The organism is Burkholderia sp. LFS061, assembly GCF_047978125.1.
Classification (GTDB): Bacteria; Pseudomonadota; Gammaproteobacteria; order Burkholderiales; family Burkholderiaceae; genus Burkholderia; species Burkholderia pyrrocinia_C.
Genome location: NZ_JBFPFS010000034.1, coordinates 74,869 through 81,416, shown reverse-complemented (window position 1 = coordinate 81,416; position 6,548 = coordinate 74,869). Strand labels below are relative to the sequence as shown.

8 protein-coding genes are annotated in these 6,548 nt (G+C 65.5%); 7 read left to right on the top strand and 1 reads right to left on the bottom strand.

Features of this window, described 5'->3' with window-relative positions:
• The first annotated feature begins 120 nt into the window (after positions 1 to 120).
• Together tecA and ACNQQL_RS25805 are read left to right on the top strand one after the other, a co-directional pair.
• On the top strand, positions 121 to 657 hold the full coding sequence (tecA, locus tag ACNQQL_RS25810; protein WP_347066640.1) for a type 6 secretion system effector deamidase TecA: 537 nt from the start codon (positions 121 to 123) through the stop codon (positions 655 to 657).
• A gap of 280 nt (positions 658 to 937) precedes the next feature.
• Positions 938 to 1,831: an IclR family transcriptional regulator gene (locus tag ACNQQL_RS25805; protein ID WP_072443370.1), complete on the top strand. Its 894-nt coding sequence runs from the start codon at positions 938 to 940 to the stop codon at positions 1,829 to 1,831.
• Between the two features lie 92 nt (positions 1,832 to 1,923).
• Here the strand turns inward: ACNQQL_RS25805 and ACNQQL_RS25800 are convergent, their stop codons facing one another.
• The gene (locus tag ACNQQL_RS25800) at positions 1,924 to 3,006 is read right to left on the bottom strand and encodes a porin (RefSeq protein WP_347066638.1); all 1,083 of its coding nucleotides are present in this window, start codon (positions 3,004 to 3,006) and stop codon (positions 1,924 to 1,926) included.
• Between the two features lie 447 nt (positions 3,007 to 3,453).
• On the opposite strand from ACNQQL_RS25800, the gene ACNQQL_RS25795 reads away from it, so the two are divergent.
• From ACNQQL_RS25795 to ACNQQL_RS25775, 5 genes are read left to right on the top strand one after another with little or no spacing between them, the layout of a single operon-like run.
• Entirely contained in the window at positions 3,454 to 3,771 is a 318-nt protein-coding gene (locus tag ACNQQL_RS25795; protein WP_006489883.1) for a non-heme iron oxygenase ferredoxin subunit, read from the top strand.
• 1 nt (position 3,772) lies between these two features.
• Positions 3,773 to 4,084, top strand: a complete 312-nt coding sequence (locus ACNQQL_RS25790) for a recombinase-like helix-turn-helix domain-containing protein (protein ID WP_034180372.1) — start codon at positions 3,773 to 3,775, stop codon at positions 4,082 to 4,084.
• Between the two features lie 55 nt (positions 4,085 to 4,139).
• A complete protein-coding gene (locus ACNQQL_RS25785) occupies positions 4,140 to 5,210 on the top strand; it encodes an aromatic ring-hydroxylating oxygenase subunit alpha (RefSeq protein WP_204421416.1) in 1,071 nt (356 codons plus the stop codon).
• Positions 5,203 to 5,973 carry an SDR family oxidoreductase gene (locus ACNQQL_RS25780; protein ID WP_347066635.1) on the top strand — a complete coding sequence of 257 codons (771 nt, stop codon included), beginning with the start codon at positions 5,203 to 5,205 and terminating at the stop codon, positions 5,971 to 5,973. The genes ACNQQL_RS25785 and ACNQQL_RS25780 overlap by 8 nt, the downstream gene beginning before the upstream one ends.
• Positions 5,974 to 6,002: 29 nt before the next feature.
• Positions 6,003 to 6,530 (top strand): cupin domain-containing protein, encoded by a 528-nt coding sequence (locus ACNQQL_RS25775; RefSeq protein WP_347066644.1) that lies wholly within the window; start codon positions 6,003 to 6,005, stop codon positions 6,528 to 6,530.
• The last annotated feature ends 18 nt before the right edge of the window (positions 6,531 to 6,548 follow it).

Here is a 6,548-nt window from a genome sequence, read left to right as displayed (position 1 = left end):
CCACTTGTTGTGGTTTTTGCCCTGCTTTTTAACTACTCTCCCCCCCCGGTAGCGGGGCGGCGGCCGCCCCCGCCCCCCCCCCCCCGGGCCGGCCGCTGCCGGCGGATATCGTAATAAGATATGAGGTTATTGCGTTGGCGGGACGACGATACCCTTCTTCCTCAAAAGGACCTACCCATGCAACTGACCCAGTTAGGCGGCCATGTCGCCCAATCCGGCTTCGCCGAAAAGCAGAAACATGCGCAAGCGCTGATGTACGGCATGGCCGACATCAACGAGTATGTATCCGGCGGCGTCTGCTACGACGCAGCGGCCTATGTCCGGTACTTGCTGCGCGGCGACGCGATGATCGCGCCCGGTGCGCTGCTCGACACGATCGGTCAGCACTGGAGGACGCGATTCAACTTCGAGACCGGCGATCAATGGGACGGGCGCGCCAGCATTCCGGCGGGAACCGCGGTCGGTTTCTCCCGCGGCGGCAATGTCTTTCATGCCGCGATCGCGGTCGGCGGCAGCCGGATCCGGGCCGTGAACGGCGGCCGTCTGGGCAGCGGATGGATGTATGCGGTCGACCTCGCACGAGTGCTCGAGCAGGATGCGGCCGGCGGCTTCACGTACGATCGCGCGAACATCCGGGTCCACCTGTCGCGCCTGTAGGCGGCGCGGTGCCGGATGCCGCGCCGCTCGCGGTCTTTCAGCCGCCCGAAACGGGCAACGGCCGGGTTCCCGCCGTTCGGCGATTTCCGCATGGCGTCGCGCTGTCCATCGCTGCTATCCTCTCGACCGTGAATGACTCTGCATGGGTTCGCGGATGCGCAGGCTGCGTCGCGGCGAAGCGCGCGGGTGCGAGCCTGCGCGCGCGCTGGAGTAGCATGACTGAATATCCACGACGATCCATGGCCTGTTTCGTGACTGATTTCCTTCCGTCCATGTCCACATGGTCAAGACAACGATGAGCGACGCACCCGATCCTGCCGCTGCCGGCGACGACGAATCGTCCGGCGGCGCTTCGTCCTATCTGGTGCCGGGGCTCGAACGCGGGCTGCGAATCCTCGCCGAATTCTCGGCGCGCGAGCCCGTGCTCGGCGCGCCCGAGCTGTCGAAGCGCATCGGCATTCCGCGCACGACCACGTTCCGCCTGCTGCAGACGCTCGAGGCGCTCGGTTTCCTCGAACGCGTGAACGGCGACCGCTATTTCCGGCTCGGCGTCGGCGTGCTGCGGCTCGGCTTCGAATACCTGAACTCGCTCGAGCTGACCGATCTCGGCGCGCCGGTGCTCGAACGGCTGCGCGATTCCACCGGCTTCTCGACGCACCTGTTGATCCGCGACCAGCGCGACGTCGTGTTCGTCGCGAAGGCGCAGAGCAATGCGTCGATGTTCGGTTCGGTGAAGGTGCACGTCGGTACGCGCCTGCCCGCGCATGCGACCGTGCACGGCCACGTGCTGATGGGCGACCTGACGCGCGACGCGCTGCGCCAGCTCTATCCGGAAAAGCGGCTCGAGCAGTTCACCGAGCGCACGCCGGGCACCGTCGACGAACTGTACGAGCGCGTGCGGCAGTACGCGCGGCTTGGCTACGCGGTCAGCGAGGCGGCGTTCGAAAGCGGCATCTCGGCCGTGACCGCGCCCGTGCGCGATCATTCGGGTTCGATCGTCGCGGCGATCACCGCGACGGTGCCGCGCTCGGAGATCGGTGAGGCCGGCGAGAAGGAGCGGCTCGTCGAAGCCGTGTGCGGTGCGGCGGTCGACCTGTCGCAGCGCCTGAACTATCGTCCGCTCGAAAGCGACCCGACGTTCGCGCATGCGCGCCACAAGGTCGCGATGTTCTGACGTACAGGTGGCGCGACGCATCCGGCATCGCAAACGACAAGAGCGGCCCGCGGGCCGCTCTTGTCGTTTCAGGTGCGAACGCGCGAAACCGCTCAGAACGAGTGATGGATCCCGGTGAGCACGATCACCTGGTTCGCGGTGCTCGATACGCCGGCCGTGAAGAACGCGGCCTTCGCGCCGCCCGAACCGTGTTCGTACAACACGTTCGCATAGAGCTGCGTGCGCTTCGACAGCGCGTAGATGTCGCCGAGCTCGACCTGCGTCCAGCGGCGGCCGGCCAGCGTGGTGGTCGCCGCGCCGCCCGCGATCGTGTTGAACGCGCTGCTGCGGTAGTTCACGCCCGCGTCATAGCTCTGGAACGTATCCGAAAAGCCGTTCGACTGCATCTTCGTGCGCGTGTAGAGGCCATGTACGAGGAAGTCGCCGAACTGGTACGACGCACCCGCGCCGATGTTCTCGACCTTGTTCGCGATATAGCCGTTCGCAGTGTTCTGCCCCTGGAATGACGCGATACCCGTCTGGCCGATCAGGATCGAGCGGTCGTGCTCGTTCGAGTAGACGGCCGACGCCTTGAACGGCCCGTTCGCATAGTTCAGCGCGACGCCGACCGACTTGCCGGTCGAGAAGTTCGTCGTATTGCCGAGCGCGAGCGTCGCCGCGGCCGAGAAGCCCGCGTAGGTCGGCGAACGGTACTTCACCGAATTGTTGTACGGCACGTTGCCGGTCGCGGCGAGCCCGTCGATGTTGCCGGGGTGGAATGCGTACCAGCTCAGCGCCAGGTAGGCCGTGCTGAGCGGATCGAGATAGTCGAACGACAGCGGCGTCTGGCGGCCGAGCGTCAGCGTGCCGTAGCGCTCCGAGCTGAGGCCGACGAACGCCGCGCGGTTCCAGATCGTGTTCGCGGTCGCGAACTGGCCGTTGTTCGTATAGAAGCCGTTTTCGAGCTGGAAGATCGCCGACAGGCCGTCGCCGAGGTCTTCCTTGCCCTTCAGGCCCCACCGATCGGGCTGCGTGTTGCCCTGGATCATCGCCCACTTCGCATGACCGCCGACGTTGTTCACGTACGCGACGCCCGCATCCAGGCTGCCGTACAGCACCACGCTGCTCTGCGCCCACGCGCCCGACATGGCGCCCATCCCGATGACTGCTGCTGCTACCACCGCATGCTTGACCATTTGATCTCCTGACTCTCCAACCTGATGAAAACGTGTCGTGGCGGCATGCGCGGGGACGGCCGGCCGTCACGCGTGTTCCACCGCCGGATGGGCATTTCGTGTGTTCCATATAAGGAACGACGTGCCTCTTATGGAATGGAGTATAGGGGCGTCAAGCGCGTGATCAAAAATAAATTTTTCGGGACGGATGGGTTCCCGGACGGTGCGCGGCATCGCTGCGCGGAGCCCGAAAAAAGGGCATAACTCCCCGTCACAAAACAAAAAATTACATTTGATGGGATAGGCGGGGGCAATGGTCGACCCGATGGTCGGTGTTTTCCCTAGGGCACGCAGCTTTTTGTTTTACTCGTGGAAAGTCGCTCATATAATCACCATCCATAAACTGTTGTTCCTAATATGGAACAAAAGAGAAGCAAATCGAGAGTCGATCAGAAGGAAGGGTGTGAGATGTCTGAACAATGGATTTGCGCCGGACACGCCGGCGCGCTGTCGGAAGACACGCCGATCGAGTTCAAGCGGACCGACGGCGTCGAAATCGGGATCTATCGCGTCGGCGACGACGTGTATGCGCTCGAGAACGTGTGCCCGCATGCGTACGCGCTGCTGACGCAGGGGTTCGTCGACGAAGGCACGGTCGAATGCCCGCTGCACGAGGCCGTGTTCGACATCAAGACGGGCGAATGCCTGAAGGGGCCGGGCGGACGCGCGCTGAAGCAGTACGCGGTGCGCCTCGCCGGCGAGGAAATCCAGATCAAGGTGGAATGACATGAAAGAAGCGACCGTCAACTTCAATCCCTTCCTGAAGCCGTGGGTGGCGCCGCAGCCGAACAACGTCGCCGGCAAGGGGCAGATCGAGATCCCCGGCCAGGTCGAGAACCGGATCTGGCAGAACCGCAAGGCCGAGCCGACCCAGTACGAGAACGACCTCGGCGATGCGCTCGAACGCGTGTTCGAAGCCGGCGCGACCGAGCTGGACGACGTCGTCGCGGGCCTGAACCGCATCGGCTTCCGCGCGCCGGACGGCACGCCGTGGACACCGGAGCGCTTCCGCGCCGAAATGGCCGCGCTCGCGGAATGACCGCGCCGAGCGCGCGATCCGCCGACCCGACGACAACCGCATCCGGAGCACACTGATGACGTCCCCCGTACAACACGCTTCCCAACACGACCCGGTCCGTGACTATCTCGACCGCGGCATCAAGAACTACTGGTATCCCGTCGCGCCGAGCTGGCAGGTGTCGAACGCACCCGTCGGCCTCACGCGCCTGTCCGAGCAGATCGTGCTGTGGCGCGATCACGACGGCAAGGTCCACGCACTCGAGGATCGCTGCCCGCACCGCGGCGCGCGGCTGTCGCTCGGCTGGAACCTCGGCGGCAGCATCGCGTGCTGGTATCACGGCATCGAAGTCGACGGCGGCGGCACGGTCAACCGTGTGCCGGCCGTGTCGAACTGTCCGCTCGAAGGCACGAAGTGCGTGAAGTCCTATCCGGTCGAAGAGAAGGCCGGCGCGATCTTCCTGTGGTTCGGCGACGAAGCGCACGGCGAGCCGGCGCCACTGAACCTGCCCGAGGAACTGGTCGCCGACGAATACGGCCACTTCCTGTGCGTGTCGAACTGGAAGTGCAATTACCAGTACGCAATCGACAACGTGATGGACCCGATGCACGGCGCATACCTGCACGCGACGTCGCACTCGATGGCCGAAGGCGACAAGCAGGCCGACATGCGCGTGCGCAAGACGGAAACGGGCCTGATGTTCGAGAAGATCGGCCAGCGCGACGTGAACTTCGACTGGGTCGAACTCGGCGAAACCGGCTGCTTGTGGATGCGCCTCGCGATTCCGTACAAGCAGAAATTCGGCCCGGGCGGCAACTTCGGGATCATCGGCTTCGCGACGCCGGTCGACGGCGACAACTGCCAGGTCTACTTCTGGCGCACGCGCAAGGTCAGCGGCTGGCAGCGCGACGTGTGGCGTTTCATGTACCGCAACCGCCTCGAAGGGCTGCACTGGGACGTGCTCGAGCAGGACCGCTATGTCCTCGAAAGTCTCGCGCCGCAGGCGCGCGATCACGAATACCTGTACCAGCACGACGTCGGCATCACGCGCGTGCGCCGGATGCTGCGCCAGCGTGCGCAGGAACACCTGTCCGCGCTCGACGCGCATCGCGCGGCGCAAGCCGCATCGGAGCCCGCGAATGGCTGAGCTCGCACCGGTCGTGTCGCTCGCGGGGCGCCGCGTGCTTGTCACCGGCGGCGCGCGCGGTCTCGGCGCGGCGTTCGTGAAGGCGCTCGTCACCGCGGGCGCGCAGGTCGCATTCGGCGACGTGCTGGCCGACGAAGGCCGTGCGCTGGCCGCGCAACTGTCGGAAGCCGGCCATGTTGCGCATTTCTTCGCGCTCGACCTGGCCGATCCGGCGAGCGTCGACGCATTCGTCGCGCAGGGCGCGGCGGCGCTCGGCGGCATCGACGCACTGATCAATAACGCGGCGATCACGAACTCGGGCGGCAAGCTGTCGACTGAGCTCGACGTCGCGACGTGGGACGCCGTGATGAACGTGAACGTGCGCGGCGTATGGCTCGTCAGCAATGCGGCGCTGCCGCACCTCGCGAAGTCGGGCCGCGGCGCGATCGTGAACCTCGCATCGGACACCGCGCTGTGGGGCGCGCCGAAGCTGCTCGCGTACGTCGCGAGCAAGGGCGCGGTGATCGCGATGACGCATGCGCAGGCGCGCGAGTTCGGCGCGCACGGCGTGACGGTCAACGCGATCGCGCCGGGGCTGACCGAAGTCGAGGCGACGGCCTACGTGCCGGCCGAGCGCCACGCGTTCTACCTGCAGGGCCGCGCGCTGACGCGTGCGCAGGTGCCCGACGACGTGACGGGCCCCGTGCTGTTCCTGCTGTCGGACGGCGCGCGCTTCGTGACGGGCCAACTGCTGCCGGTGAACGGCGGCTTCGTGATGAATTGATGTTTTCACCCTTGATGAAGGAGTTGACGATGGCGGACGCCGATCTCGAACGCAAGTCGTGGGACCAGCCGGAAGGCGCAAGCTTCAACGACTGGATGGAAGGGCGCGTCGCGCGCTACGCGACGCGGCGCTACGACTGGGACGCACTGAAGTTCCAGGCCGACTATGACCCGAAGTACCGCCGTGCGCAGATGCGCTATGTCGGCACCGGCGGCACGGGCGTCGCGAAGGACGTCGACACGGTGCCGGCCGGCAACTTCACGTTCTCGACGATGGTGATCCCGGCCGGCAACATCGGCCCGAGCCACATCCATATCGACGTGGAAGAAATCTTCTTCGTGCTGCGCGGCAAGATGAAGGTGATCTGCGAACGCGACGGCGAGACGTGGGAAGCGATCCTCGGCGAGCGCGACCTGATCTCGGTGCCGCCCGGCGTGTATCGCACGGAAATCAACATCGGCGAGGAAGACGCGCTGATGTGCGTGATGCTCGGTTCGCCGAAGCCGATCACGCCGACCTATCCGCCCGATTCGCCGCTCGCGAAGATCAAGCGTTGAGACGGAGCCGGTGAAGCA